General features: G+C 68.3%; 27 protein-coding genes. 14 read left to right on the plus strand and 13 right to left on the minus strand.

The features are described 5' to 3' along the window. Positions 1–418 precede the first annotated feature (418 nt). Together P3F85_RS00295 and P3F85_RS00300 are read left to right on the plus strand one after the other, a co-directional pair. Entirely contained in the window at positions 419–1,465 is a 1,047-nt protein-coding gene (locus tag P3F85_RS00295) for an IS110 family transposase (protein ID WP_374009270.1), read from the plus strand. Positions 1,466–2,551: 1,086 nt separating this feature from the next. After that, complete coding sequence (locus P3F85_RS00300; protein ID WP_374010971.1) at positions 2,552–3,730, plus strand: tyrosine-type recombinase/integrase; 1,179 nt, start codon at positions 2,552–2,554, stop codon at positions 3,728–3,730. Positions 3,731–3,955: 225 nt separating this feature from the next. Here P3F85_RS00300 and P3F85_RS00305 read toward each other — a convergent pair whose 3' ends face one another. The 3 genes from P3F85_RS00305 to P3F85_RS00315 form a co-directional block, all read right to left on the minus strand. After that, positions 3,956–5,044, minus strand: coding sequence for a hypothetical protein (locus P3F85_RS00305; RefSeq protein WP_374009271.1), 1,089 nt, complete (start codon positions 5,042–5,044; stop codon positions 3,956–3,958). Between the two features lie 122 nt (positions 5,045–5,166). Continuing rightward, positions 5,167–5,838, minus strand: coding sequence for a GAP family protein (locus tag P3F85_RS00310; protein ID WP_374009272.1), 672 nt, complete (start codon positions 5,836–5,838; stop codon positions 5,167–5,169). Continuing rightward, on the minus strand, positions 5,831–7,564 hold the full coding sequence (locus P3F85_RS00315) for a SulP family inorganic anion transporter (protein WP_374009273.1): 1,734 nt from the start codon (positions 7,562–7,564) through the stop codon (positions 5,831–5,833). Before P3F85_RS00315 ends, P3F85_RS00310 begins: the two co-directional genes overlap by 8 nt. Before the next feature lie 210 nt (positions 7,565–7,774). On the opposite strand from P3F85_RS00315, the gene P3F85_RS00320 reads away from it, so the two are divergent. The 3 genes from P3F85_RS00320 (at position 7,775) to P3F85_RS00330 (ending at position 9,154) form a co-directional block, all read left to right on the plus strand. Beyond that, positions 7,775–8,356, plus strand: a complete 582-nt coding sequence (locus P3F85_RS00320; protein ID WP_374009274.1) for a cation diffusion facilitator family transporter — start codon at positions 7,775–7,777, stop codon at positions 8,354–8,356. A gap of 79 nt (positions 8,357–8,435) precedes the next feature. Then, positions 8,436–8,759, plus strand: a complete 324-nt coding sequence (locus tag P3F85_RS00325) for an ArsR/SmtB family transcription factor (RefSeq protein WP_374009275.1) — start codon at positions 8,436–8,438, stop codon at positions 8,757–8,759. Beyond that, the gene (locus P3F85_RS00330; protein ID WP_374009276.1) at positions 8,756–9,154 is read left to right on the plus strand and encodes an SRPBCC domain-containing protein; all 399 of its coding nucleotides are present in this window, start codon (positions 8,756–8,758) and stop codon (positions 9,152–9,154) included. The genes P3F85_RS00325 and P3F85_RS00330 overlap by 4 nt, the downstream gene beginning before the upstream one ends. Positions 9,155–9,176: 22 nt before the next feature. Here P3F85_RS00330 and P3F85_RS00335 read toward each other — a convergent pair whose 3' ends face one another. The 5 genes from P3F85_RS00335 to P3F85_RS00355 are packed head-to-tail and all read right to left on the minus strand — an operon-like array spanning position 9,177 to position 12,228. After that, entirely contained in the window at positions 9,177–9,644 is a 468-nt protein-coding gene (locus tag P3F85_RS00335; RefSeq protein WP_374009277.1) for an SRPBCC domain-containing protein, read from the minus strand. Beyond that, positions 9,641–10,300 (minus strand): dihydrofolate reductase family protein, encoded by a 660-nt coding sequence (locus tag P3F85_RS00340; RefSeq protein WP_374009278.1) that lies wholly within the window; start codon positions 10,298–10,300, stop codon positions 9,641–9,643. Before P3F85_RS00340 ends, P3F85_RS00335 begins: the two co-directional genes overlap by 4 nt. Before the next feature lies 1 nt (position 10,301). After that, positions 10,302–10,640 (minus strand): ArsR/SmtB family transcription factor, encoded by a 339-nt coding sequence (locus P3F85_RS00345; RefSeq protein WP_374009279.1) that lies wholly within the window; start codon positions 10,638–10,640, stop codon positions 10,302–10,304. 57 nt (positions 10,641–10,697) lie between these two features. Beyond that, the gene (locus tag P3F85_RS00350) at positions 10,698–11,075 is read right to left on the minus strand and encodes a VOC family protein (protein WP_374009280.1); all 378 of its coding nucleotides are present in this window, start codon (positions 11,073–11,075) and stop codon (positions 10,698–10,700) included. Positions 11,076–11,133: 58 nt separating this feature from the next. Continuing rightward, positions 11,134–12,228 (minus strand): GNAT family N-acetyltransferase, encoded by a 1,095-nt coding sequence (locus P3F85_RS00355; RefSeq protein WP_374009281.1) that lies wholly within the window; start codon positions 12,226–12,228, stop codon positions 11,134–11,136. Between the two features lie 209 nt (positions 12,229–12,437). On the opposite strand from P3F85_RS00355, the gene P3F85_RS00360 reads away from it, so the two are divergent. Next, positions 12,438–13,853, plus strand: a complete 1,416-nt coding sequence (locus P3F85_RS00360; protein ID WP_374009282.1) for an MFS transporter — start codon at positions 12,438–12,440, stop codon at positions 13,851–13,853. Here the strand turns inward: P3F85_RS00360 and cls are convergent. Continuing rightward, positions 13,834–15,309, minus strand: a complete 1,476-nt coding sequence (cls, locus tag P3F85_RS00365; RefSeq protein WP_374009283.1) for a cardiolipin synthase — start codon at positions 15,307–15,309, stop codon at positions 13,834–13,836. The genes P3F85_RS00360 and cls overlap by 20 nt on opposite strands. 154 nt (positions 15,310–15,463) lie before the next feature. On the opposite strand from cls, the gene P3F85_RS00370 reads away from it, so the two are divergent. The 4 genes from P3F85_RS00370 to P3F85_RS00385 are packed head-to-tail and all read left to right on the plus strand — an operon-like array spanning position 15,464 to position 17,680. Beyond that, positions 15,464–15,730, plus strand: a complete 267-nt coding sequence (locus tag P3F85_RS00370; RefSeq protein WP_374009284.1) for a hypothetical protein — start codon at positions 15,464–15,466, stop codon at positions 15,728–15,730. A 34-nt stretch (positions 15,731–15,764) separates the two neighbouring features. Next, positions 15,765–16,367, plus strand: a complete 603-nt coding sequence (dcd, locus tag P3F85_RS00375; protein WP_374009285.1) for a dCTP deaminase — start codon at positions 15,765–15,767, stop codon at positions 16,365–16,367. Between the two features lie 28 nt (positions 16,368–16,395). After that, positions 16,396–16,923, plus strand: a complete 528-nt coding sequence (locus tag P3F85_RS00380) for a hypothetical protein (protein ID WP_374009286.1) — start codon at positions 16,396–16,398, stop codon at positions 16,921–16,923. Positions 16,924–16,933: 10 nt separating this feature from the next. Continuing rightward, complete coding sequence (locus P3F85_RS00385; RefSeq protein ID WP_374009287.1) at positions 16,934–17,680, plus strand: glycoside hydrolase family 16 protein; 747 nt, start codon at positions 16,934–16,936, stop codon at positions 17,678–17,680. 86 nt (positions 17,681–17,766) lie between these two features. Here P3F85_RS00385 and idi read toward each other — a convergent pair whose 3' ends face one another. Beyond that, a complete protein-coding gene (gene idi, locus P3F85_RS00390; protein ID WP_374009288.1) occupies positions 17,767–18,318 on the minus strand; it encodes an isopentenyl-diphosphate Delta-isomerase in 552 nt (183 codons plus the stop codon). Further along, positions 18,315–19,217: a hypothetical protein gene (locus P3F85_RS00395; protein ID WP_374009289.1), complete on the minus strand. Its 903-nt coding sequence runs from the start codon at positions 19,215–19,217 to the stop codon at positions 18,315–18,317. Before P3F85_RS00395 ends, idi begins: the two co-directional genes overlap by 4 nt. A 55-nt stretch (positions 19,218–19,272) precedes the next feature. On the opposite strand from P3F85_RS00395, the gene P3F85_RS00400 reads away from it, so the two are divergent. Then, positions 19,273–19,911 carry a MarR family winged helix-turn-helix transcriptional regulator gene (locus P3F85_RS00400; protein WP_374009290.1) on the plus strand — a complete coding sequence of 213 codons (639 nt, stop codon included), beginning with the start codon at positions 19,273–19,275 and terminating at the stop codon, positions 19,909–19,911. Positions 19,912–19,991: 80 nt separating this feature from the next. On the opposite strand, the gene P3F85_RS00405 is transcribed toward P3F85_RS00400, so the two are convergent. Together P3F85_RS00405 and sigJ are read right to left on the minus strand one after the other, a co-directional pair. After that, complete coding sequence (locus P3F85_RS00405; RefSeq protein WP_374009291.1) at positions 19,992–21,434, minus strand: MFS transporter; 1,443 nt, start codon at positions 21,432–21,434, stop codon at positions 19,992–19,994. A 51-nt stretch (positions 21,435–21,485) separates the two neighbouring features. Then, positions 21,486–22,379: an RNA polymerase sigma factor SigJ gene (gene sigJ / locus P3F85_RS00410; RefSeq protein ID WP_374009292.1), complete on the minus strand. Its 894-nt coding sequence runs from the start codon at positions 22,377–22,379 to the stop codon at positions 21,486–21,488. 78 nt (positions 22,380–22,457) lie between these two features. Here sigJ and P3F85_RS00415 point away from each other — a divergent pair, with 78 nt between their 5' ends. The 3 genes from P3F85_RS00415 (at position 22,458) to P3F85_RS00425 (ending at position 24,625) form a co-directional block, all read left to right on the plus strand. Beyond that, the gene (locus tag P3F85_RS00415) at positions 22,458–22,916 is read left to right on the plus strand and encodes a hypothetical protein (protein WP_374009293.1); all 459 of its coding nucleotides are present in this window, start codon (positions 22,458–22,460) and stop codon (positions 22,914–22,916) included. Beyond that, a complete protein-coding gene (locus P3F85_RS00420; RefSeq protein ID WP_374009294.1) occupies positions 22,913–23,659 on the plus strand; it encodes an SDR family oxidoreductase in 747 nt (248 codons plus the stop codon). The genes P3F85_RS00415 and P3F85_RS00420 overlap by 4 nt, the downstream gene beginning before the upstream one ends. Positions 23,660–23,743: 84 nt before the next feature. Next, a complete protein-coding gene (locus tag P3F85_RS00425) occupies positions 23,744–24,625 on the plus strand; it encodes a hypothetical protein (RefSeq protein WP_374009295.1) in 882 nt (293 codons plus the stop codon). Positions 24,626–24,638: the final 13 nt, after the last annotated feature.

Consider the following 24,638-nt stretch of genomic DNA (forward strand, 5'->3'; position numbering starts at 1 on the left):
TTTCCGGCTGCCGATCGTAGCTCGTTCCCGGTTCTCCGTGCCGGGCTTTCGCGGCATATCCTCACTCGCTGCGCTCCCTCCGGTATTCCACGGTCCCGGCACTGCGCCCCTCCCACTCGCTCTCGATCTCTCCGCCGGAAGGCAAACAAAAACTCTAATGAGACCGGTTGGTCTGGGACTGGCTGGCAGACTGACGTCCGGTTCGGCGTCGCGTGACTCAAAACAAAAATGGCCCCGGGTGCCTTTCGACCGATCTGTCCGCGCGCTGAACTGGGCGTCGGTTTGTCCGTTTCCGATGGCTTGATAGAAGGTCGTCCGCGCCCGGGGAACCGGCTCGCGTGACTCATGAGAGTTCCGCCTCGAAACACTTCCAGACCGACGAACTGCTCTATTCGCCAATCGGAAGGGGACCATCGAAGTGAGCTCCGTGGCTGATCACTATGACCACGTCGTCGGCGTCGACACGCATGCACGGACACACACCTATGCCGTGCTGGAAGCAGGCACCGGGCGCCGTCTCGATTCGGCGACGTTCCCGACCACGGCGAACGGTCTCAGCCGCGCACTGGCTTGGATGCGACGGCGTGCTCAGGGTCGCGTCCTGGTCGCGATCGAGGGCGCGAGTTCTTATGGCTCGGGCCTCAGGCGAGCTCTGATCGCTGCTGGCGTGGACGTTTGCGATGTCCGACCGCCTAAGAGGGCAGCTCGTGCCGGGCTCGGCAAGTCGGACGAGATCGACGCCATCGCCGCAGCCCGGACCGCTTTGGCCTCCGACGTCGAGCGGCTGACGACCCCGCGATCGGACGGACTCCGCGCGGCGCTGCGAGTGCTGCTGGTCGCCCGGCAGGCGATGGACAGCCGGCGCACCGCCGAGCGGAACGCGCTGACCGCCCTGCTGCGCAGCTTCGATCTTGGCGTCGACGTTCGCAAGCCGCTCACTGACACCCAGGTGAAGGAGGTCGCCGGCTGGCGGCAGCGCTCAGCCGAGGACGCCGCGATGGTCACGATCCGACAGGAAGCGCGTCGGCTGGCGGTCTCGGTCCAAGCGCTCACCACCGAGCTGGCGCAGAATCAGGCGGCGTTGGCCGGGCATGTTCAGGAGCTTGCGCCAGGGTTGCAGCAGTTGCTCGGAGTCGGCGCCGTCACCGGCGCCATCGTGGTCACCGCGTATTCGCATCAGGGGCGTGTCCGCAGCGAGGCGGCGTTCGCCTCTCTGGCCGGAGCGTCTCCGCTGGAGGCCTCGAGCGGGAACACGACCCGGCATCGTTTGAACCGGCACGGCGATCGGCAGTTGAACCGGGCGTTGGACGTGATCGCCCGGGTCCGGATGAGTTGTGATCCTCCAACCCGCGACTATCTGGCCAGGCGGCTGGCCGAAGGCAAGAGCAAACGCGAGATTCGACGCAGCCTGAATCGCTATATCGCCCGGCAACTGTTCCGTCACCTGAACTCGGTCATGGGGTGACCGCGGCGCTCACAGCCAAGGGATGTGATCAGTTCCGTCTGTACCAGGCGACATCGTGAGGAAGATGTCTGCGGAGGATCTGTCGGATCAGTTGTTCGGGAGTCGTCTTGAGCGCAGCTGCAAGTCGCAAGATCTCGATGCGCTCCTGCTGAGAGAAGTGCAGCGTCAACAGCGACGCCCCGCTGTCGTCCGTCCTGGCCAAGAACGCGTTGTTGTCGGCTATCCCACTCATGCTCACAAGATGATCCAACGTGAAGCGTCGCCACTAGCCCTCCGAATGCCTTCTCATCCGTATGGTCGGCGAATTGGGCACCGCGGTCGCTGACTCGGATCCGACCAAGGAGATGGAGCCGCACGGAGGCGGCGCTGCCTGAGCTGGATGGAACGCCTCCGGCGTGCTGTCTTCCTAGGTCTTCTTTCCGATCCGGCAGCCGATCATAGCGAGCTCCACCAGCTCCGTTCCCTTCGCTCGCTTTTTGCAGACTCCACTCGCTGCGCTCCCTGCGCTTAGCAACCGCTCCCTCCGGGCACTGCGCTGCTTCCGCCCGCTCTCGATCTTTGTGCCGGAACGGCAAGAAAAACGATCAGGAGCAGGGCAGCACAAACGCCCCCACCTGATCTCGCCGGCTCGGCAGACCACTTTGACACCGGCCCATAGAAGGGTCGATCAACCAGGGGAGTGATCACGATGCGGGTATTCGCCATCGATACGAGAAACATGGGCCCGGAATTGCAGGGCGGACTGGTCGGGGTGGTCGGCTCGACGAGCCCCTCGGCGGAGGAGAAGCGGGAGTGCGTCGAGACGGTGAGCCGGTACGCCGTGGACGGTTGGGCGGTCGCCGCTGACCCGCTCACGCAGATCGGACGGCTCGCCGCACTGACCGCTGAGGCGGCGTGCGTGCCCTTCGTGCGACTCGATGGCGCTCGCCTGAAACGGAGTACCGCGCGTACCATTACGGCCACGCGCAGTCCCAAGCGGAATTCAGCTGACCTCGTCCGATCGCCGTTTCCCGCATCTGCAGCCGAGACCCGCGTAGGCGGAACAGGGCTGACAGACTCGCGCATCGAGAACGGGGGTCGGTGATCATGTCCCGTCCTCCGCTCGTCTCCGAGACCTGGGGAGCCGTCTCCACCCGCATACTCGAGCAAGGCCGCTGGGCCGCCCGCGCCCGCTACCGTGATGTCGACGGCCGCACCCGACAGATCGAGCGTATCGGCAGCACCAAGCAGAAGGCCGAGGCGCTCCTCCGCGAGGCAATGCGCGATCGCATCAAACCGCTCGGCGACGGCGAACTCGGACCGGACACTCGGCTCGCAGACCTCGCGATCGTATGGTGGGACGAGTTCAGTCACACCTCCCGCTCGAACGGCACGCTGCGCCGGTACGAGACGGTGCTCGACAAATACGTCATCCCGAATCTCGGCGGCTGGATGATCCGAGAGGCGTCCGTCTCCAAGCTCGACCGGTTCATCAAGCAGACCACCCGGCTTAACGGATACTCGAACGCCAGTATTGCCGTGGTACTGCTGACAGGAATGTTCGCGATGGCTGCCCGCCACGATGCCATCGAAGCAAACCCGATGAAATCCGTCGCACCCGTCGAGGAGCCGGATCACCAAGTCGCCACCTTCTCGCTCGAGGATGTCGCCGAGCTGCGCGAGATCCTCGCCAGGTGGGATTCAAGCCTGGACGCATCCGGCCGGCGCCGAGGCACTGACCTGGCGGATCCTGTCGACTTCTTCCTCGGCACCGGCTGCCGGCCCGGCGAGGTATTCGCCCTGATGTGGGAAGACGTCGACTTCACGATCCAGCCGTTCACGGTCGACATCCACCGGACGATGGCGAAGAACCGCGATGGCCGCTGGGCCGTTCAGAACAAGACGAAAACCGGAGGCGGACGCCGCCTGTTCCTGCCCACTTTCGTCGGGAAGATGCTCCTGCGCCGGAGGGTCGAATCGTATTCGGAGCTGGTCTTTCCGTCATCGACGCTGACACCGCGGATCCCAGACAACTTCCGTCTCCAGTGGCACGCCGCGTTGAAGGGAACGCGATTCGAAGGGCGGGTGCCCAAAGAGTTCAGAGCGACGGTAGCAACTGCGATCCGCGACGCGGTCGGCCTGGAGCGGGCACAGCATCAGCTGGGTCACTCGACGTACGCGACGACGGAGCAGTCCTACCTTCCGCGGGTAGTGCAGGTGCCTGACTCGACAGCAGTTCTTGAGCGGTTCAACGTTCGCGGCGACTCCGACCCCGGGCTCGCGTAGCTCACCGTTTACTCACCGCTTTGGGCGTGATCCACGGCGTGTTGCGGAGATCACATGGGCACGCCAATAGTGGGAAAAGCCCAGATCAACGGGGCTTACGAGACCGAGTGTGACCTTCTGATATTCAGGGTGGTAGAAGCTGAAGTTCTACCATTGAACTACACTCGCGCGGCCCGGAATCCCAGTAAAACACTGGGAAGTAAGGCTGCCGCCCAGACTACCCGCTCAATGGTTTTTGGCCAAACCCGCCGTTTGACGGGGGCCGGGTTGTGCCACGACGTGTGAGGCGCCCGACGTCCCGACTGTCCGCAAGAACAGGATGATCCAGCCGAAGATCACGATGGCCGCGACCAGTTCGACGGCCGTCAGGTTGTAGTAGCCGGTGGCGAAGAACACACCCACGACCACGATCACCGCGACGAACACGTACCCCAGCCAGACGAAGACGTGGGGTGTCTGCGGAATCAGCCATCTCAGTCCGATGGCGAGCGCTGCGAACAGGCCGACCATCCCCATGGCGACGGTGTTGTGGATGACGAGGAACCGGTCGACGGGGAACACTCCGACGCACGCGAGGAACACGCCGATCAGGCTCAAGCCGATCCGGACGAGACGCCTTCCGCGAGCGGCGGCCGGTTCTCCAGCGGCCATTCCCGCGGTCGCCGCGTGGGCGACCGTCGTCACGATCACTCCTGCGACGATCAGGGTCAGGTTGAATGCGAGGGCCGAGAGGTCGTCGGTCATTCCAAGAGCGCTGAGGTTCTCCTTCCACCAGTGCGGGTCGGATGCGCTCAGCATGCTGGTGAACACGCCCACGACGAGGAACACCGCCAGCACGAGCGAGAGCAGCACCGCGGTCATCTTGACGGCGGACAGGAACGTGACATACGCCGTGATCGCCAGCGCCACGCCGGCGAGGATGACGGAAGGGAAGGTGAAGACGACCGCCCCGGAGAAGCAGCGTTCGATCACATCACCCACCGCGGTCCAGCCGAGCAGGGCGATCAGCCCGTGCGCCAACGCGAGTGCGGCGATGTCCAGGGCGTTCAACGGAAGCGCCGTGCCTCCGGTCGAGTCAACGCCATCGGCCGACTGCGTCCTGAGGAGGATCCGCGCGCCGGCGAACACGACGGCCGCAGAGATCGCTCCCGCAACGGCGATGAACTGACCCAGGGAGGCGGTTCCCGAGATCGGAAGCTCCCGACCCCAGAAGACCGCAGCCGCGATGACCGCACCGACCACGAAGACACCGGAACCGACCACGAGGGCGGCCGACTCCACGGACTCCGCCGTCGCGAACGGTGCGCGAAACACGCGCCCCAGTGACAGCCCGCGTCCGGTGGGCGCCACCGATACCCGATGCTGGTCTACTTCAACCGCCATGTCCGTTCCTCTCCTGTTGCGTTGTCGTTGCCATTGGCTCCCGCTGCCGGCGCTCAGAAGCTCCCGATTCCTTTTCCGATCAGGACCGTCCCGATGACCAGCAACAGCACGGCCATCACGGTTGCGTTGTTCCGCAGCAACCAGCCGCGCAACCCGTCCAGCGGACCACGCATGCGATCGGCGGCGATGAGATAGCCGATCACGGGCACGGCGACGGTGATCGCAGCGATGATGACGAAGATGGCTTCCGCCACCACGATCGCCCCTGCAGACAGCCCCGCCGTGCCGATCGCGACACCGGCGCTGACAGCCAACAGGAGGTTCTTGGGGTTCACGGCACTGAGCAGGAAGCCCAGCGCGAATCCGCGGCCGGCGTTCATCGAGTCGATCGCGGACATCCACGTGGGCATCGGTGGGTCCTCCCCGGCGTGCGGTCGGGAACGCCACTGGCGGATCGCGAGCAGCAGTAGCAACAGGCCCAGGACGATCTGGATCACCCCGACGATCGGCTGCGCGGCATCAGGGTCCTTCTCCGGCAGGACCGAGGCGAGGAGCACGAACACGGTGACGGCGACGACGATGCCCGCCACCCAGCCGAGCAGGAACCCGACGCTGGTGCCCTTGGCTCGAGGGGAAAGGAGCATGAGGATGGCGGCGATGATCGGCACCGGGCTGATGGCGACGCCGACAGCCAGGGGGAGGATCGCCCCGATCACGTCACCCACGGTCTAAACCCTCCTCCGTAGGCTGGCCTGAACCCGCACGTGCGTCTCCCTCCGCTCGCAGCGAGGCCAGCGCCGAGAGCGCCTCGCGATTGGTGCGATAGACGGCCACTCCGTCGATCAGGTCCAGGTGCTGCATCCGGTCGCCGAGCCCCGGCCGAACCCTGCTGAGGCTGAGGTCGACACTGCGGTCGTCGAGCCATTCCCGCAGGCTGCGGAACCCATCCGCGCCGGTGACGTCGACATCCGTGACGGCTTCCATGTCGACGACGACGTGCTCGATAGCGGGGTCGAGGCGCACGGCTCGTTTGACTGCCTGTCCGAAGGTCCCGCTGTTGGCGAAGAAGAGGGGGGCGGCGAACCGTATCACCACCACACCCGGTGCCGTGGGAGCGCCGGGCGCAGCGGCATCGAGGAGTGAGTGCTTCGGATCGCCGTCCGCGGCGAGAGTGTCGATCGCAGGAGCGGCGGCCCGGCGGGTGAGGTTGATCAGCGCGAGCACGAAGGCGACCGCGATCCCGGGAATCGATCCGATGAACAACGTGACCAGGAAGCAGACGAGCCCGATGGTGAACTCGAACCGGTCCTCTCGCCACAAGGCACTGAAGTCGGCGATGCCGAGCAGTGGGACCACGGCGACCGCGACGATCGCGCCGATGGCGGGCGACGGGATGTGCTCGAGCAGCGCGGTACCGAACAGCAGCAGTGCCAGGGTCCCGATCGCCGTGACGATCGTCGGCAGTTGCGTGCGCGAGCCGGCTTGATCCATCGCGGCCGTACGAGAGGTCGAGGACCCCACGGCGAAGCCGCCTGTCGCTCCGGCGGCGAGATTGCTCAGACCGAAGGCGAACAGCTCACGATTCGGGCGCGTCGGATATGCGCGCTTCTCCCCGTACGAGCGGGAGACGAGAAGCCCTTCACCCATGGCCACGACGGTCAGGGCGATGGCCGAGGGAACCAGGGCGAGCCACGTGGACCAGTCCAGCACCGGCCAGGTGAACCGGGGCAGGCCGGCCTCGATCTTCCCGAGGACGGCGACGCCGTTCTTCTCCGCACCGGTGAGCACCACCACCACGGTCGCAAGCACGAGCACCACGAGCGCCCAGGGCACGGCTCGTGCCACCCGACGGCCCACCAGCAGGATGGCCAGAGCGCCGACCGAGATGAGCAACGACCAGACGTTCACCTGGCCGAGTCCGGTGACCAGCCCGGAGAGCTTGTCCACGAACTCGCCGCCGGAGTCGATCTTGACCCCGAGCATCTTGGCCACCTGGGAGACCAGGATGTCCAGGGCGAGGCCGCCGACGAAGCCGATCAGGATCGGCTTGGAGAGGAAGTCGGCCAAGAATCCGAGCCTGAAGAGAGAACACGCGAGGAACATCCCACCGCAGATGATCGCCTGAGCCAGGGCCAGAGTGATGTAGTCCGCGCTGCCGGCCACGGCAAGGCCTCCGAGCGAGGAGGCCACCAACGCTGCCGCCGCCGCATCGGGGGACGCGACCAGCTGCCGGGAGGAGACCGACAGCACCCACACGATCCCCGGCAGCACGAGCGCGTAAAGACCGGCAGTCGGCGGCAGGCCGGCGATCTGCGCATAACCGATGTTCAACGGCACAGCTATGGCCAGGAGAGTGATGCCCGCTGTCGCCTCCCGGAGCGCGTTCTTTACGGTCAGGCCGGCGAGGGGGCGAATGCGTCCTGACGCCGAAGGCGCGGTGTTGTCGGTCATGCTCGGCGCCCCTCCCGCATCTCCCCCTGACGCTGACACCGGGACCCAGCATCTGCCGTTGACGCTAGCGGTCGGTGTCTCACGTGTCTAGAAGTCCGAAACAATGGTCGGGTGTCCGACGAGACGAGTTCCCGTGCGCCCAACCTGCCAACCGGGGCATTGCCGCGACTGAGTCAACGTCGCCGGATTCTGATCGTTCTCGGCTTGAACGTGGCGTTGATCGTGGGACTGGTCACCGCCGGTCTGCTCGCGCACTCGGTCAGCGTTCTCGCCGCTGCGGGTGACACCGTCGCCGATTGCTTCGCACTCGTGCTCGGTCTGGTCGCGATCGCTTTGCGTGACCGTGACCCCGACCATCCGCACGCTCAGAGACCGATCGCGATCGCCGCGCTGGTGAACGCGACCCTCCTGCTGGCTGTCACGGTAACGGTGACCATCGAGGCGATCTCCCGACTGCGGGAAGGATCCCCACCGGTCGAGGGTCTGCCGATGGTGATCGTCAGCGTGATCACGATGGCCGTGATGCTGGCCGGTGCGTTCGTCCTCGGCCGCTCTGCCGCGGGAGAGGACCTGCACATGCGCTCGGTCCTCATCGATGCGCTGGCCGATGCGGCAGCCGCTGCGGCGATCGCAGTCGCCGGGGCCATCATTCTGGCGACGAACGCGCTCTACTGGCTCGACCCGGTGCTCGCGCTGGGCGTGTCCGTCCTCATCGCCATCGCTGCGATCCAGCTGATCGTCAAAGCGATCGCAGCACTGCGCGGCAAGGACGTCGACTTCGACGACGACTGACGTTTCTGGCCGCACCGCCGTCGATTCGACGCCTGGCAGCCTCTTGACAGGTGACCCGACAGTCACCTATCTTGTCGGCATGAGCACCGACGACGTCATCCAGGCGATCGCAGACCCGACCCGGCGCCGGCTGCTCGATGCCCTTCGCGAGCAGGACGGGCAACCGATCGCGGCTCTCACCGAGCGGGTCGCGCCACTCGGGCGCCACGTCGTGCTCAAGCACATCCACGTGCTCGAAGCGGCCGACCTCGTGATCACCCGCAAGGTCGGGCGGCAGCGGCTGTGCTACCTCAACGCGGTCCCCATCGTGCAGCTTGCCGAGCGCTGGATCGACGACTTCGGCGCGCACACCGCTGCCGGGCTGACCGCTCTCAAGCGAGAACTGGAAGGAAAGAGACCATGACCGAGGATCGCGTCTACCGCATCCGGATCGACGCATCACCCGAGGCGGCGTGGGAGGCGATCACCGACCCCGCCCATACGGCGCGCTGGTACTTCGACTCCGAAGTGCGCACCGGCTGGGAGGTCGGCGAGCCCCTGGAGTACTACGCCGGCGACGAACTGCAGATCACGGGCACGCTGCTGGCCTACGATCCACCGCGCTCCTACACCCACGAGTTCATCGCCACCTGGGGCGGCGCCCGCGACGACCAGGGCACGCTCACCTGGACGGTCGAGCCCGACGGCGACGGCTGCGTCGTGACGCTCGTGCATTCGGGAGGCCACGGTCAGGAGACGATCGACGGCTCCCGGCACATCGTGGAGGCGCTGAAGGCGTACCTCGAAGCGGCGGCCTGACGAGCCGAACCCGGCCGTCGACTCACTCCCCGGCGAGGTGGCGGCCGAGGGTGTCGAGCAGTCCCCGGGAGCCCTCCTCCCGGTTGATGCCGTCGGCCCAGAACCGATCGAAGAAGACGCCGTGCTCGACGTGCGTGAAGCGGGTGCCCTCCTCGATCGGCTCGAACTCGAACGACGCCACCGAGGTCGACATGTGTTCGCCGTCGAGCCACATGTCGTAGGTCGCGACGATGCGGACGCCCTCGACGATGTCCGTGTAGGTGCCGACGTAGCGCGAGACCGGGCCGTTGTGGAACGTACCTTCGGCGATGTCATGCCCGCCGACACGGAAGTCGAACGCCCACTCGCCCGCGTCGAAGTCCTCGCCGGTACCGAACCACTCCAGCTTCTGGTCCTCCTCGGCGAAAGCGGCCCAGACGCGGTCCAGGGGGACCGGGTAGTCGCGGGTCAGAGTGAACCCGGCGCGGGCGAGCCGACGTTCGATGGTCATGGGGTGTCCTCCCGCGTGAAGGTGACGTGGATGGTGCCGCTCTCGGCCACCTCGCTCGTCACCGCGTGGGTGCGGTCGAGGCCGGCCAGGTCGTCCCAGACCCGCGTTCCCCTGCCGAGGAGAACCGGTGCGACCATCACGTGCAGCTCGTCGACGAGACCGGCGCGGAGGAAGTCGCGGGCGGTGCCGATCCCGCCGCCGATGCGGACGTCCCGGCCGCCGGCGGCATCACCGGCCTCGGCGAGTACGTCCTCGATGGATGCGTCGCGAAAGTGGAAGGTCGTCCCTCCCTCCATCGGGATGGACGGGCGCGGTGCGGAGTGGGTGAGGACGAAGACGGGCGTGCCGAACGGCGGGCGGTCGCCCCACCAGCCCTTCCAGTCCGGGTCGTCGGGGTAGGCGTGTAGGCCGAACATCGTCGCGCCCATGATCTCCGCGCCGATTCCCTCGAAGAATGCGGCGGCGTACGCGTCGTCGACGCCGGTCGTTCCGGCGCCGCTGGTGTCACCGAAGATCTTCTCTCGGAAGGTGCGGGTCGCGGCGTAGGCCGCCGTCAGGCGCCCCCAGTCGTCGCCCATGCGGTTGTCGGATTGTGGATCGGGGGCGGCGGTGAAGCCGTCCAGTGAGGCGAACAGGGCAAGGCGTACACGGGTCACGTCAGGACTCCTTCGGGGTGGTGCGGGTGAGGTGGATGCCGAGTCGGTCGGCTTGGCGTTCTGCCGGAGTGCGTTGCTCGCCCAGCCAGAGGTGGAGCACGTCGAGCGCACCGGGGCGCAGGCTGACCGTGCGGACGCGTCCGTGCTTCTCGGACGTGATGAGTCCGGCCTTCTCGAGGATGCCGAGGTGCTGCAGGAAGGATGGGAGTGCCATGCTGAACGGCTCAGCGAGCTCCGAGACGACGGCCGGCGAGAGCACCAGCCGTTCGACGATGGCCCGGCGCGTCGGATCGGCGAGGGCGCGGAGCACCGCATCCAGCTCATCCGAATACCTAGGCATACGCCTAAGTATTCATGCACGGCGAGAAAACGTCAACCGGAGTCGACGGCCTATCCTCTACGGGTCGTGCCGGGGCTCGTAGCTCACGAGTCCGACGGTGTTGCCTTCACTGTCCTCGATGAACGCCATCCACTCGTCGTTTCCCGCGGGGCCGATCGTGTCGTCGAGATGAGTGAAGATGACGTGCGGTTCGGTGACGATCTTCACGCCCTCGCCGCGCAACCGCTCCACGAGGCTCGCCACGTCGTCCACCTGGATGTACACGAGCGCCGACGGAGCCGCCTTGTCCAACAGCAGGCGAGCGATCCCGATGTTGAAGAAGAGCAGTCCTGGTGGGTCGAAGCGGGCGGCGGGCGCCTCCTCGAGCAGGTTCTCGTAGAACGCCGCGGCACGGTCGAGGTCGTCGGCATGCTGGGCGACCTGCAGAATTTCCACGTGCCCAGTATCCGGTCGGGCGCGCCGTGGCACTAGACACAGGTGCCGCGGCCCGCCGTCATCCCCCGATGACCTTGCGCCAGCGCGCGGAGAAGGCTGTCGCGGCGAAGCCGATCGCGTCGTTGACCTCGAGCATGGGGCGGTTCTCCTCGGCGTTGATCGTCTCCACGCGCTCGCAGGCGGGGAACCGTGCCGCGAGCTCCTGGAGGTTGGTCAGCTTCAGCAGCATGCCGAGCCGGTGTCCGCGGTGCTCGCGCAGGACCAGCGTGTCCATCTGCTCCGCGGGCCGTTCGGACTCGGCCGACACATCAAGCTCCGTGAACCCTGCCGCCTGGCCCGTCGCCTCGTCGACCACGATCGACGTGAGTGTGACGCGGGGGCTGTCCTCCAGGAGGTCATCGACGGCCCGGACGCGGTCCGCCGTCCACACGTCCGTCGCCTGGATGCCGGCGTTGGGGGCGTCGGTGCTCATCCTGGTGCGCAGCAGCGCGATGGACTCGACCCACTCCTCGGGCGTCCGTCCCTGCCAGGTGATCGCCCGGTAGCCGGCGGTGGCGGTGACAGCCTCTCGGAGAAGGTCCGAGAACACGTCCGCTGCGAGGGGCATGGGCAGGGCACTGATTCTCCCGACCTGCTCCAGTGAGAAGCCGAGCCGTCGCAGGAATCGGGTGGACGGGAGAGCGGTCGGCACCGATCCGAAGCCCGTCGGCGCGGGGACGGAATCACCCTCGACACCCGCCGGATAGGTGGTCTGATTCTGAATGGTGGAGCGGCCGGCATCCCGAGCCAGCTGCTCCAGACGGCCGTAGAGCGCGGAGCCGATACCCCGGCCACGGAACTCGGGAAGGACGGAGATCGCGCCCCAGCACTCCGGGGCACCGGCGGGCAAGGCCAGGTTGCCTCGCGCGACGACGACGCCGCCGACCTTGGCGACGAGTCCCGCCATCTGCTTGGACTCATCCCTCCAGTCGGGAAGCAGCTCAGCTGCGGTCATGACGTCGCCGGTGTGGCCGCGCAGCTCCGCCTCGACGGCGCTCCGCACCTCGGCCATGGCGATGAAGTCGGAGGCATCCGGTGCGTCGATGCGGGACGGGACGACGAGCGGCTCGACGGTGAAGTCCGTGGGCGCGACGGTGTGATCGGACGTGGACATGAAAACCTCTTCGTTTGCAGGATCGATCGACTCACCCGCGGTCGCGGGGAGGAAAGGAATCACTGCTACAGGATCACGGGGCCCAGCATTCCATAGCCGCATCCCGCGTGACAATGTCAGGGCGTCCGGCCGATCGCCCTCTACGCAGTTGTGCCCTCTACCCAACGGTCGTCGCGGCGTGCCATCGTGCAGCGCGAGAGGAGGTCGACATGACCGCATCGACCGCGGGCCTGTCCCGCGCGAGCGTGCGCCGTCTCATCGCCCCGCTCGCGCTGGCGCAGTTCATCTGCAGTTTCGCCGGCTCCAACATGAACGTGATGATCAACGACATGTCACGGGACCTCGACACGACCGTCCAAGGCATCCAGGTGAGCATCACCCTGTTCCTGCTCACCATGGCGGCGCTGATGATCCCGGCGGGGAAGCTCACGGATAAATTCGGACGCAAGCGCTGCTTCACGATCGGGCTGGCCGTCTACGGAGTGGGCGCACTCGTCAGCGCCGCCGCACCGGGATTGTGGGCGCTGATCATCGGGAACAGCATCCTCGAAGGCATCGGCACGGCGCTGCTGATCCCGCCGGTGTACATCCTCACCACCGTCTACCTCTCCGACATCGCGACCCGCGCCTGGGCGTTCGGCATCATCAGCGGACTCGGCGGCCTGGGCGCTGCCGCAGGCCCGCTGATCGGCGGGTTGATCACGACCGCCATCAGCTGGCGAGCCGCTTTCCTCTTCCAGGCGCTGATCATCGTCGTCATCCTGCTCCTCAGCAGGCGGCTCACCGACCCCATCCCGCCGCAGCCCGACCGGCCCTTCGACACCGTCGGGGCCATCCTCTCGGCGCTCGGCCTCTTCGTGCTCGTGCTGGGCATCCTGGCCGCGGACAACAGCGTCGGGTGGATGGTGGCGCTCGTGATCGCGGGCATCCTGATCCTGGTGCTGTTCTTCTGGTGGATCCGGCGGCGGGAGCGCGCGGGCAAAGAGGCGCTGCTCTCCACCTCCCTGTTCCGCAATCGGGTGTCGAATATCGCGCTGGTCACTCAAAACCTGCAGTGGGTGCTGCTGATGGGCACCTCGTTCACGGTGTCGGCGTATCTGCAGGTGGTGCGCGGCCACAACGCCATCGAGACCGGGGTCATCTTCACCGCGGCGACGGTCGGCCTGCTGCTCACGTCGGTGATCGCCGGCCGCCTCGCAAAGCGATTCGCGCAGCGCACCCTCATCATCACGGGTTTCGTCCTCTGCGTGCCGGGAGTGCTGCTGCTCATCTGGCTGGTCGCGGGGAGCACCACCGAGTGGTCGTTCGTTCCCGGGCTCTTCCTGATCGGTGCCGGACTGGGACTGATGCTGACTCCGTCGGTGAATGTCGTCCAGTCGGCCTTCCCCGAGAACGCGCAGGGCGAGATCTCGGGGCTCTCCCGCAGCGTCTCGAACCTCGGCTCGACGCTGGGGACGGCGATCGCCGGCACGATTCTGGTGGCCAACGTGGCAGCAGGAGGAGCCGCCTACGGCACGGCGATGGCCGTCCTCGCGGTCCTCGGCGCCGTCGGGCTGGTCGCGTCGCTGCTTCTGCCCCCGGCGACCCGGGCCGGGACGAGGGCGGCTACTGGAGCGCAGACGTGAGGCGGGCCACCCCGTCCAGGAACGTCGCCGATGCGGGCTCCTTCTGCCACTCTTCGAGAGTGAGCCGGCGCCCGGCATCGCGGTAGCCCTGTTCGACCTCCCGCATCTGGGCGACGAACGATGCGCCGCGCACCAGCAGTGTCACCTCGGAGTTGAGGGCGAACGAGCGGATGTCCATGTTGCTCGATCCGATCACCGCCACGTCATCGTCGATCGACAGGTGCTTGGAGTGCAGGATGAACGGGGCAGGGTAGAGCCAGATCTGGACGCCGGCCTTCAGCAGCGGTGTGTAATAGGAGCGCTGGGCGTGCCAGACGGAGCCCTGGTCCCCGATCTCGGAGACGAACAGCTGGACCTCGAGGCCGCGTTCGCAGGCCGAGGTGATGGCGTACATCATCGCCTCGTCGGGCACGAAGTACGGGCTGGTGATGATGACTTCGTGCTGCGCCGAGGTGACCAGGGTCAGGAACTGGCGCAGGTTGTTCTCGCCGTCGTAGCCGGGGCCGCTCGGTACCACCTGGCAGACCAGGGCGTCCGGCGACGGGTCTGCTGGCACATCCGTGGCGCGGAGGTTCGCTTCGTCGCCCAGGAGCTCGCCCGTCTCGAGGTACCAGTCGGACAGGAAGACGGCGTTGGTTGCGGTCACGATCGGGCCGGTCACCCGCGTCATCAGCTCCTGCCACTGGAGCCCGCGTTTGATGTTCTTGGGGGAGTTGTAGCTGCGGTCGATGAGGTTCTGCGACCCCATGAACGCCACCCGGCCGTCCACGACGAGCAGCTTGCGGTGGTTGCGCAGGTCGGGCCGCTGGTACTCGCCGTGGAAGGGGCGGACGGGGAGCATGTAACTCCACGTCACCCCGATGCGGTCCAGCTCGGCGAAGGTCTCCTCGTGTGCGGCCACTCGCCGCGAGGCCACGTAGTCGGCCAGGAGGCGGACGGCGACTCCGCGCTGCACGGCGCGTTCCATCGCGGCGAAGAAGCCCTTCGTCGTCGCATCGAACGAGACGATGTAGAACTCCGCATTCACGAAGCGGGTGGCGGAGTCGATCTCGGCCGCCATTGCGTCGATCGAGGTCGTGTAGTCACCGATGAGCGTCGCGCTGTTGCCTCCCGCAGCGGGCAGCGCCCCCAGGTTCTGGTTCTGCGTCACGAGACCGGCGAACCAGTCGGGCCACGTGGAGCGGTCGCCGGCCAGGTCGACGTCCGCCGCCCGCCCGGCGATCATCCTGTTGAGTTCGGCCTGCTTCTCGCGCCGCTTCTTGGGGAGCTTCACGTTGCCGATGAGCAGGAAGAGGATGATGCCGACGAACGGGATCAGGAAGATGGCGAGCAGCCAGGCCATCGCAGCCGTCGGCTTGCGGTCCCTGGGCACGATGATTAGCGCGGCGATTCGGATCGCCAGGTCGATGAGGATGAGGATGCCGCCGATGAGCGGCGGAAGCTGATCATTCAGCATCGGAGGTCGTCACGTGCATGTGCGCTCCCTTCCGCGACCGAGTCTGGTGTCCGGGGGCGGGGGCGCACAACGCACTTCCTCCGTGCGGTCTGCCAGGACGAGCGTACAGTGGGCGTTTCACGGGCCGAGCCGTGTGCGAGAGGACCTCCCTGGTATGACCTTCCTCGCCTACGTGAACGGATCGCGCTACGCGATCTCCGACGACGACGCGGACCCGTTCGAGCGGGCCGTCGTAGCCGCTCTGCGCTCGGGAGGCGACTTCGTCGACATGCCGAATCGGCCGCGTGCGGCAGTGAAAGTCCTGATCACGTCCGCATCGGCCGTCCGCATGGAACGGCTGCCGGATGCCGACGAGCGGGATGAGGAGGGCGACAAGGGCGAAGAGTTCTTCGATTTCGCCTTCTACGACTTCGAGCCCTGACCAACGGGACGGACCCACCCGCTAGGCTGGCCGCGTGCTTCTCTCCGATCGCGACATCAAGGCCGAGCTGGGCTCCGGGCGGATCGGCCTGGAGCCGTTCGAGCTCGAGATGGTTCAGCCGTCGAGCGTCGACGTGCGGCTCGACAGGTTCTTCCGGCTGTTCGACAACCACAAGTACCCGTTCATCGACCCCGCCGAGGACCAGCCCGAGCTGACGCGCTTCGTCGAGGTGGATGCGGACCAGCCGTTCATCCTGCATCCCGGTGAGTTCGTGCTCGGCTCGACGTTCGAGCTGGTGAGCCTGCCCGACGACGTCGCCGCGCGGCTCGAGGGCAAGAGCTCGCTCGGTCGGCTGGGGCTGCTCACGCACTCCACCGCCGGGTTCATCGACCCCGGTTTCTCGGGGCACGTGACGCTGGAACTCAGCAATGTGGCGACCCTGCCGATCAAGCTGTGGCCGGGCATGAAGATCGGCCAGATGTGTTTCTTCCGGTTGTCGTCCGCAGCGGAGCGGCCGTACGGCTCGGCGGAGTACTCCTCGCGGTATCAGGGGCAGCGCGGCCCGACGGCATCCCGCTCCTACCTGAATTTCCACCGCACCGACGTCTCCACCACTGAGGCGGGTCGCCCCGCCTGAGCCGAGTCGTCCGACCGAGAGGGACACCATGAGCGAGACCACCGACCGGGCCTTCGCGCGGGCCCTGATCAGCAGCGGGCCGATGGAGCACAATCCGCAGCGGATGCAGCTGTTCGGCCGCCTGGTCGGCAGCTGGACGGCAGACGTCCGGCTCCTCGACGAGGCCTCCGGGGTGTGGCGCGAGTCGGTGAACGAGTGGATCTTCGCCTACACGCTCGGCGGCCGGGCGGTGCAAGACGTCCTGATCATCCGCGACGACTCCGACCCGGAGGGAGTCCGCGGCCGGGGGTCGACCGTGCGCGTCTACGACACGACCGTCGGCGCCTGGCGGGTGAGCTGGTTCGGTGCCGAGGCCGGCGACTTCTGCACCCTGGTCGCCACCCCATATCGGCGCGACGGGATCCGGCAGGACGGCACGCAGACGGACGGGCGCCCGATCCGCTGGAACTTCTCCAACATCACCGACGACTCGTTCGAGTGGGACGGCTGGGTCTCCGACGACGAGGGCAGCACCTGGTGGCTGGAGCAGCACATCGACGCGACGCGCACCGGATGAGGGTCCAGCGGTGTTCGACGATTTCGACGAACCGGAGCTGAACCGAGAGGTCTGGCTCCCGCACTACCTGCCCGCGTGGAGTTCGCTGGCCGAAACCCGCGCGACCTATCTGATCGACGGCTCCCACCTCGAGTTGAGCATCCCGCCGCAGCAGGGCCGCTGGTGCGGGGGAGACCACGAGCCGCCGCTCCGTGTCTCAGCGCTCCAGAGCGGCAACTTCTCGGGACCGGTCGGCTCGACCGTCGGGCAGCAGCCCTATCGTGAGGGGCTTCGGGTCCGGGAGGCGCAGGACGAGTTCCGCGGCTGCCTGGCCGACCGCGGCTCGGTGGGGATGCGGGCCTCGCTCTATCTGGGAGCCCGGTCGATGGCGTCGCTCTGGCTGGTCGGCTTCGAGGACGTGCCCGAGCGCAGCGGTGAGCTCTGCGTCATGGAGGTGTTCGGTCGCGACGCCGGCGACGATGAGGCGCTGGTCGGGATGGGGTTCCACGCCTTCCGGGACCCGAACCTCGCGGAGGATTTCGAGCGCGTTCCCGTGGCGATCGACGTGACCGAACCGCATGCCTACGAGGTGCACTGGGACGACGAGCGCGCGACCTTCCGGGTGGACGGCCGGGTGCTGCGGATCCTGGACGGGCCGCCGCAGTACCCGCTCCAGCTCATGCTGGCCGTGTTCGACTTCCCGGGATGGCCGGACCCTCGGGACCCGCAGCGCGCCTTCACGCCGACGCTGTCGGTCGATCGGATCTGGGCGAACTGATTCGCCCAGGGAGGGATACCTCTCCCGGCATACGCCGGAAGAGTTATCCACAGTCAATTACACAGGTGGAAAATAGTGAGTCCGACTCACAGCTGACCCGAAGCTTCGACGCTGTCGTCGGCGTACAAAGCGGGCAGCTGGAGCGTCAGCCAGGGGCTGAACGCCCACGGCGTCGCCTCCACGGCGCCCAGCAGCGAGCGCGGGTCGGCCCACGTCCACTCGGCGACCTCGGAAGGTGACGGTTCGAGCTCGCCGACCACGGTCGCTGTGTAGACCGGGCAGACCTCGTACTCGACGATCCCGGCCGCGTCGACGGCGCGGTACCGGAAATCCGGGAGCACAGGAGTGAGGTTCTCGATGCGCGCACCGAGCTCGTCGGCCGCACGTCGCCGCACCGCGTCCTCGATGGATTCGCCCGGGCCGGGGTGGCCGCAGAACGAGTTCGTCCAGACCCCCGGCCATGTCGCCTTGCTCAAGGCGCGGCGGGTGACCAGGATGCGTCCCTCCCCGTCGAAGAGGTGGCAGGAGAAGGCGAGATGCAGCGGCGTCTCCGTCGTGTGCACCGTCGCCTTGTCCGCGGTCCCGATGGGTGTGCCGTCCTCGGCGAGCAGCACGACCTCTTCACGGGCTGGCGTCATGCGTCCATACTAGGCGCGCCGCCTGAACCCGACTCGTCGTGGCCGGCCGGCCGCCAGCCCAGATTGCGAGCCATGGTTTCGAGCGTCGCAAGAGTGACGGCGTAGTCGCCTTCGGCGATGCCGTTCGCGAGTTCTGCCCGGACCGTCTGCACGCGCTCGAAAGCCCGGTCGTGCGCTGCACGGCCCTCCTCGGTGAGCGTGGCACGCTCGCCGTCGAACCAGACCCAGCCGCGCTCGACGAAGTCCGAGAGGATGCGGTTGACGCGGTGAGTCCGGCGACCGCCGCGGTCGGTACCCGGGTGGCGGTGCTCCGCGCAGGGGTGGGTCGGACGGCCCGCTCCGAAGGGGCCGTTGCCGTAACCGGGGAAGCCGCCGCGGAAGCCACCGCCCGGGAAGCCGCCCGGCGCGGGGGTGCCGCGGACCGCGCCGAACGCGAAGCCGCGGTCGAAGCCGCGCAGGTAGCCGCGCTCGAACGCTCGCTCGAAGTGGTCGTGGTGTCCGTGGTCGGCGCGCTCGCCGTCGTGCGGGTGCTCGGCGGCATCGGGATGCTGGTCCGCGTCAGGATGCGGATGTCCGCCCTCCTGCGCTGCCGCCCCTTCGTCGCGCGGCTCCTGACCGCGGAGACCCGGGTGGACGCCGTGGCCGTAGCCGCGGGCGAATCCGCCGCGGGCGAATCCGTGGCCGCGCTCGTCGTGGGGGCGCCCGCCGTGCTGGGGCAGTCGTGCGGCCAGTTCCTCGGCCGAGGCCGGACCGTCCGCGAGCGTGTGGAGGATGCGCCAGCCTCCGCGGCGCAGGCCGGACTCGGCGAGTGCGCCGCGCATCCGCTCAGTGAGTCGTTGTTCGATGACGCCGAACCAGTATCCGGGCGGCGTCTGTGTCGAGTCGTCGATGTTCGTCACCGCGGCTCTCCTTTCGTTTGTATGTACTGTTACAAGTAAATGTATAGTTACATGCATGGGTGACGATCGTCAAGACGAATCCGGAGTTCCGCCAGAAGCGGACATCGTGGCGATGGTCGAGCATGCGCTCCTCGCCGTCCGGCGAGACCAGTCCCGGCGGCGTCCGCCGTGGGCCGACGGGGACCAGCACGGTCACGGTCACCAACATCACGGCGGGCACTGGGGCGGCGGCCCCTTCGGCGGGGCGCCGTTCACCGGCGGATTCGGACCGCAACAGGGTGGGATGCCCTTCGGCGACTCGGCCCGGCCCGGCCCGGGACGCCGTGGCAGGGACGGTTCCCTGGGCCGCATCGCACGCGTCCGCATGCTCGAGGCGCTGGAGGCCGCCGACGCCGACGGGCGCAGCCTCTCGGTGAGCGGGGTTTCCGAGGCGATCGGGGTGGATCAGCCGCGGGCGAGCCGTCTCGTGCAGGAGGGGGTGGAGCGCGGACTCGTGCGCCGCGTCCCGGACCCGTCGGACGCCCGGCGTGCGCTCATCCAGCTGACGGCATCCGGACGATCACAGCTGGCCGAGCTGCGCACCCACCGTCGCTCGGCCGTCGAAACGGCGCTCGCCGGTTTCACCCCCGAGGAGGCGCGCACCTTCGCCGAACTCTTCGACCGTTTCGTCCGCGCCTGGCCGCGCCCCGACTAGCCCCCGCGATTCGTCACGAATGCGCGGAAAGCGGCCGCCAAAGCGCTCTTTCGTGACGAATGCGCGTCCAGCCGCCGCGCTCAGGCGGTGCGGCGGGGTGCGCGTACGGGGAGGAGCAGCCCGAGGCCGATCGCGAGCACCAGGACGATGGCCAGGATGCCCCAGTACTGGGCGCCCCCGACCGCGACGAAGATCGCGAAGAGCGTCGGCGCGAGGAACGACACCGCACGCCCGGTCGTCGCGTAGAGCCCGAAGACCTCACCCTCACGTCCGGCCGGCGTCACCCGCGCCAGGAACGTCCGGCTCGCGGACTGCGCCGGCCCGACGAACAGGCACAGCACCAGCCCGCCCACCCAGAACGCTGCCGCCCCCAGGTCGTGCGTGAAGAATACGGCCAGCCCGGCGACGATGAGTCCCACCAGCGACGTGACGATGACCGCCTTCGGCCCGAAGCGGTCATCCAGCCGCCCGGAGAGCAGCGTGCTGATCCCGGCGACGACGTTGGCCGCGATCGCGAAGATGATCACCTGCCCGCTGGTGAAGCCGAAGGTCCCCTGGGCCAGGATGCCGCCGAACGTGAACACGCCCACCAGCCCATCCCGGAACAGCGCCGACGCGATGAGGAACAGCACCGTGTTCCGGCTCTCCTTCCAGAGCCGGCCGATGTCGCGAACCAGCACGGCGTACGACGCGAAGAACCCGACGCGCGGCGTTCGCGCGTTCGGGGGGATCTCGGGGACGGTGAACAGCACCGGAAGCGAGAAGATCAGAGTCCAGGCCGCAGCGATGAGGGCGATGATGCGGATGTTGAGGCCGTCGGTGGTGGGAACGTGCAGGAGGCCGCCGGTCCCGTCGCCGTTGCTCGTCACGATGCCGAAGTAGACGATCAGCAGCAGCACGATGCCGCCCAGGTAGCCCGCGCCCCAGCCGAAGCCGCTGACGCGTCCCACCGTCTTCGGCGTCGACACCTGCACCAGCATCGCGTTGTAGTTGACCGTCGCGATCTCGTAGAACACGGTCCCGATGGCCACGAGCGCGACGCCGAGCAGGAAGTACGAGGGCTCCCCGACGACGAAGAACATGAGCGCGGTCACCACCACGACCACGCCGGTGTTCACCCCCAGCCACAGCTTGCGTCGTCCGGAGCCGTCGGTCCGCTGACCGAGCACCGGGGCGATCAGGGCGACGACGATGCCCGCGATGCCGACGCCCCACGCCAATCCACTCGACAGGACCGCGACGGCCGCGTCATAGGCCGTGTGGGCCGGACCGGACGTGCCGGCCTCGGCGTTCTTCGCGGCGACGACCGACGGGTCCACGAACAGGCTGCTGGTGAGATAAACCGTGAAGACGAAGGTCGTGATGACCGCATTGAAGGCTGCGCCGCCCCAGTCCCAGAGCGCCCACGACACCACCCAGCGGGTGGGGATGCGGCGGTCGGTCGCACTGTCGGCGAAGAGCGGGCTCGCGGTGGTCACCAGGGCATCGTCGCCCGAGCCGCGACCGGGCAGATCGGTGGTCATGGGGACAGCGTAGGGCCGGGTCCCCAACGGCGGGTGAACGACGCGGCCCGCTCAGTTCCAGAGCGTGAGCTTCTCCGGGTTGCGCACCATCCGGATGCCGGAGACCGCGCCGTCCCGCACGCTGAAGGTCATCACGCCGGTCACCTGGCCGTCGTCGACCAGCACGAACCCGAGTCCGTCGCCCGTCTGCCGGGGCTCCACCGCCACTCCCGGGTACTTCGCGCCCAGGCCGAGCAGGAAGCGCGCGACGTTGTCGGCGCCGACGACCGGCCGGCGCGCGGCGCTGACCACGCCGCCGCCATCGGAGGTGAGCCGGACGTCCGGGTCGAGGACCGCCACCAACGCACCGAGGTCGCCGCCAGACGCCGCCTGCGCGAACGCCTGCACGACGCGGTCGTGCTCGGCGCGGGGGACATCGCGCTCACGTCCGTCCCGCACCCGGCGCCGCGCGGATGCCGCCAGCTGGCGGCAGGCGGCCGGGGTGCGGCCGACCGACTCGGCGATCTCGTCGAACGGCATCCCGAACACGTCGTGGAGCACGAACGCCACGCGTTCTGCGGGCGTCATCGCCTCCAGCACGAGCAGCAGGGCCGTGCTGACCGAGTCGTCGAGGGTGACCCGGTCCAGCGGGTCCGCGGGGCCGCCGACCGCGAAGGTGTCCGACGGCACAGGTTCGGGCAGCCAGGGACCGACGTAGCGCTCCCGCCGCACGCGTGCCGAGCCCAGCACATCCAGGCAGATGCGACCCGCGACCCGGGTGAGCCAGCCGGCAGGGTTCGCGATGGCGTCCCGCTCCGCAGGAGTGAGGCGATACCAGCGCGCGTAGGTCTCCTGCACGGCGTCCTCGGCCTCCGCGACCGTCCCCAGCATGCGGTACGCGAGCGACAGCAGGTGGCGGCGCTCGGCCACCACGGCGTGGTCCACTTCGATCGGGGTCTCATCCATCACATCCATTAAGACGAATCAGGGGCGCCGGATGCGAGGCGATCCTCACATTTTCCGACGCTGCGTCGTCGGAGGGGCATGGACAACACACCGCTGCGGCGCACCCTTCTGGGGATCGGCGTCGCCCTGGGCGCCTTCGTGGGCGGCTGGGCTTTCTTCGCGCCGGACGCCTTCTACCGCTCGTTCCCCGGCTTCGGCCTGCACTGGATCGACGTGGACGGGCCGTTCAACGAGCACCTGATCCGCGACGTCGGCGCCCTCTATCTCGGGTTGGCCGCCGCGAGTCTGGCGGCGGCGCTCTCGCGGAGTGCACAGCCGGGCCGGATCGTCGGGCTCGCCTGGGCAGCGTTCGGGGTCCTGCACTTCGGGTACCACGCATCTCATCTGGAGGGATCGGCCGGGGACCGCATCGGCACACTGGTCTCGCTCGGGCTGAGCGCGCTGCTGGGGCTCGCGCTGCTGCTGCCGGCCAGGGGGCGGACTCCCGAGACGACGGCGTCCGCGCGCGCGTCCGAGGGCACGGGGGCCGTCCGATGAGGGTGGCGGTCGCCGGCGGAACCGGCGTCGTGGGCCGGCACGTCGTGGCGGCGCTCATCTCCTCGGGACACGAGCCGATCGTGCTGAGCCGGGCGACCGGGGTCGACATCGAGCGGGGCGACGGAGTTGCGGATGCGCTTCACGGCTGTGTGGCCGTGGTCGACGTGACGTCGGTGCAGACGCTGGGCGCGAAACGCTCGGAGGCGTTCTTCGGCGGCATCACGCGCACGCTTCTCGCCGCCGAGCGCGAGGCCGGGGTCGGCCACCACATCGCCCTGTCGATCATCGGCGCGGCCGAGGCGCCCGCCGGCTACTACGCGGGCAAGGCGCTGCAGGAGCGGCTGGTGCAGGAGTCGGGCGCGGGATGGACGCTGCTGCGGGCCGCACAGTTCCACGAGTTCGCGGCGCAGCTGGCCGCCCGATCGCCGGAGGGGCGGCTGCGCGTGGTCCCGGTCATGAGGTCCCAGCCGGTCGCGGCGGCGGAGGTCGGCGCGGCGCTCGCGGAGATCGCCGTCGGTGCGCCGCGGGGCGTCGACCGCGACCTCGCCGGCCCGCGGATCGAGGACATGGCCGCGCTCGTCCGCCGCTACCTCGCCGCCCGCGGCGATCACGGCCGGGTGTTGGCGGTGCCGCTCCCTGGGCGCTGGGGCAGAGCTCTGCGCGACGGCACGCTGCTGGCCGGGCCGCTGGCACGACTGGGCGCGCAGACGTTCGACGAGTGGCTCGCCGAGGCCACATCCTGAGCCCGGCGCGTTTCCGTGGCCGCACGGATTCTGCGCTGGGCCATTGGGCCATAGCGTGGCGGGACACCCGACATCGGAGGTCCCGTGAGCACCGTCCGCACCGCCCCCGCTCCCTACGGCTGGGTCCGTCACCTCATGCCCCGCATCGTGATCGGCGCCCTGATCGCCGCGGCCCTGGTCGGCGTGTACGCCGTCGTCCTCGGCCGCTTCGACGAGACCTGCTGGCGCCTCATCGGCACGATCGGTCTTTTCGTGTTCTTCGCGCTCGTCTCCTGGTACGACGCGGACGTCTCGGCCCGGCGTGCTGCGTGGTTCGGCGCGGTCAGCGTCATCACATCCGTGTACCTGTTCGGCATCGGGCTCTGGAAGGTGTGGATGGCGGTCCAGCCGGTCGGCGGAGGCTTCGGGTACGACGCGACCGAGCCGTGGTGGGAGCCGTTCTCGTGGTTCCTACTGGTGATCGTCACGCGGATCGGGCTGCTGCACATCCACCTCGTCCTCAACACGCAGCGCCGCTTCACCGGGCCGATCATGAGCAAGGTGACCATGGCGACCCTGGTGCTCGTGGGGCTGCTCACCGCCGGGCTGTCGCTCCCCCTGATCTGGACGCGCGCCGACTTCGGTGAGACCTACTGGCGCCTCGTGGCGGTGGCGGCGATTCTGGATGCGCTGGGCACCGTCCTCATCCCGCTCACGTACTCGCTGTTCGGGCCCAAAGCGGTCCGTCCGGCGCCGACCGCTCCCGCGGCCTTCGTCCCGGGGCCGCCGACCTTCGCTCCGGCGGCCGTGCCGTCAGCGACGGCTCCCGCAGCCGCCGCCACTCCCGTCGGAGCGCCGGTGTCCGCGTACCCGCGCCTCGACGCCGCCACCGGCCTGCGCCTCGAATGGCCCCGCTACATCAACGGCCAGCCGGTGCCCGCGCGTCCGGACGGTTCGCCGGACTTCACCGGCGTCGTGGGGTACTGAGCGCGTCAGCGCC

This window comes from Leifsonia sp. T36S-04 (assembly GCF_042465655.1).
Taxonomy (GTDB): Bacteria; Actinomycetota; Actinomycetes; order Actinomycetales; family Microbacteriaceae; genus Leifsonia.